Here is a 2,396-nt window from a genome sequence, read left to right as displayed (position 1 = left end):
GGTCTTCGCTAATCTTTTTAATCTTCTAAAATCCAAAAAACGACATCTGGAAAATCATCTAAATCAGTATAATCCTGGACAAAGACAAAAACTCGTGGTGATCATCAACCACGGGCTACCCTATTCAGGTACGCAGACAATCTTTTAATCGCTTCTGCCGCAACGCTGATCTGCTCCTGCGCTTCCGTCCACCGGCGTTGTTCAATGGCTTCTCTGACGCCTGGAATTGTTTTCACACCATAACCGGTATAAAAGCCTGGGGCATACAAAGTATGCTTGTACCATGCACGGGCGGGGAGTCCTTTTTCACTGAGCAGCTGTTGCTCTGCCTGATACAGGGCTTTATTAACAACGGCGCCATTGCCATTCTTTTTAGCAGACAAGGCTACGGTGGCGGTATCTAACCCAATCAATGCATTTTGCAGGGGAGAGAAATCCAGGTAAGGCACTTCAGATTTTTGTGCAGGCGGCAATAAATGCTTTGCCGTATCGGTGGTGAGCTGGTATTTGCGTTCACGGATCAGCTGATTATCAATAGCAGTAGATTCACGCAGACTGGCAGCCAGTTCTGTGAGTTCATTTACATACCCGTTTACGGTTTCATAGAGCTTACGGAAGTCGAATGGCAGGTTAACGGCATCGGCTAAACGTAATGCAGTATGGCCGGCAGTTTGAGCAAGCACCACGCCGTAAGTAAAACTGGGATCTTTGAAGCGGGAATAGTCGTCGAAAGAATCGTAGATAGAGTGGTATTCTCCGCCTGCATCTTCTCCCCCAAATCCATAATCCAGAGAAGGAACACCCAGGTGCTGCAGAAAAGACGAATAGTCGGAACCTGAGCCCATGGCCCCGATAGCGATACCTTGTTTGGCGAGCTTTTCTTTCTTCGCCTTAGGCGTAGCGGCTTTGAGTACGTCTGCCGCTTGTTTGCGGGCCAGAATGCTTACTTGTGTCTGCGGGTCGGTGATATCGCGGGCTACTTCATTTACCAGGGTTTCCAGGGCATGCGAGCCGCTGGCATTCAGAAAGCCACGGCCATTGTTATCCGAGTTGATATAGGCCACCGCTTTTTCTTTCAGTTCAGCGGCATGGTCTTCCACCCACTCAGTAGAACCCAGCAGACCAGGTTCTTCTCCGTCCCAGGCGCAGTATACGAGGGTACGGCGTGGCTGGTAGCCTTGTTTATGCAATTCACCGATGGCTTTGGCTTCTTCCAGCAGGGAAGATAATCCGCTGATAGGATCGGCGGCGCCATTCACCCAGGCATCGTGGTGATTGCCACGGATCACCCACTGATCGGGTTGTTCACTGCCTTTCATCTTTGCAATTACATTATAGCAGGGGCGTATTTGCCAGTCGAAGGCGAGTTTCAAATGTACCCGGGCTTTTCCGCCGCCAATGTGATAGGTAAATGGTAAAGCACCCCTCCACTCTTCCGGGGCTACGGGGCCTTCCAGTGCTTTCAGCAAAGGAGTGGCATCGTGATAGCTGATGGGCAATACCGGTATCTTCAGTAGATTGGGGGCCTGCAGGCGATCCAGTCGCTGGGCATTGGCGGTAGCGCCTGCGTTCGGCGTGAGCGGATCGCCGGGATAGATAACGATATCCATCACAGAGCCACGTTGTACGCCATATTCATTTTTGAAAGCTCCTTTCGGATATACATCACCGTTATAATAGCCATCATCTTTGGGATCGGAGTAAATAATACAGCCCGCGGCACCGTGTTCCTGAGCTACTTTGGGCTTGCTGCCGCGCCAGGAACGGCCATATTTGGCGATCACTATTTTACCTTTTACATTGATACCGGCGCGGTCCAGGTATTCGTAATCTTCCGGCAGACCGTAGTTCACATATACCAGTTCCCCTTCCACATCTCCGTCGGCGCTCCAGGCGTTGTAGGTGGGGAGCTGCCCTTCCTGGCCGGAGCTGGCATCTTCCTTCAGGGCGGGTTCTTTAAGCAGGGCTTTGTAGGTGGTAGGACTTTTCAGCTCCACTACCCTTTCCTTAGGCGTAGGGAACAATACCTGGTAGGTAACGATTTCGGCATCCCAGCCGTAGCTTTTAAACCGTTGGAGGATGTCTTCCGCTACGGCTTTGCCTCTTGCGGAGCCAATATGATGTGGTTGGGCAGACAATGACCGGATCGTTTCACCTATGTGAGTGCTGCTCAGTTGTTGATCAAATTGTTTTTCCAGATTGAGTTGCTTCAGGGCGGCGCTGTCGGTATAGCCGAGGAGTTTTTTATCCTGCGCCTGCGTGATACCGCCGGCGCATAACAGGAGCGCCAGCAAACGAACAAAGTTGGTTGTAGTCATAAGTGATGCAGATCTTGTTGTTTAAAGAGGGTTTATCTACTCAATATACAAATAGTCTATAATATCAATAGACTATTT

At 50.3% G+C, this 2,396-nt stretch carries 1 protein-coding gene; it reads right to left on the bottom strand.

The window, feature by feature from the left end; genetic code table 11:
- Nucleotides 1-104 precede the first annotated feature (104 nt).
- Complete coding sequence (locus VIP81_RS29360; RefSeq protein WP_331970164.1) at nucleotides 105-2,318, bottom strand: transferrin receptor-like dimerization domain-containing protein; 2,214 nt, start codon at nucleotides 2,316-2,318, stop codon at nucleotides 105-107.
- Between the last annotated feature and the right edge of the window lie 78 nt (nucleotides 2,319-2,396).

This window comes from Chitinophaga sp. (genome assembly GCF_036566945.1).
Taxonomy (GTDB): Bacteria; Bacteroidota; Bacteroidia; order Chitinophagales; family Chitinophagaceae; genus Chitinophaga.
This window is presented reverse-complemented; position numbering and strand designations above follow the sequence as displayed.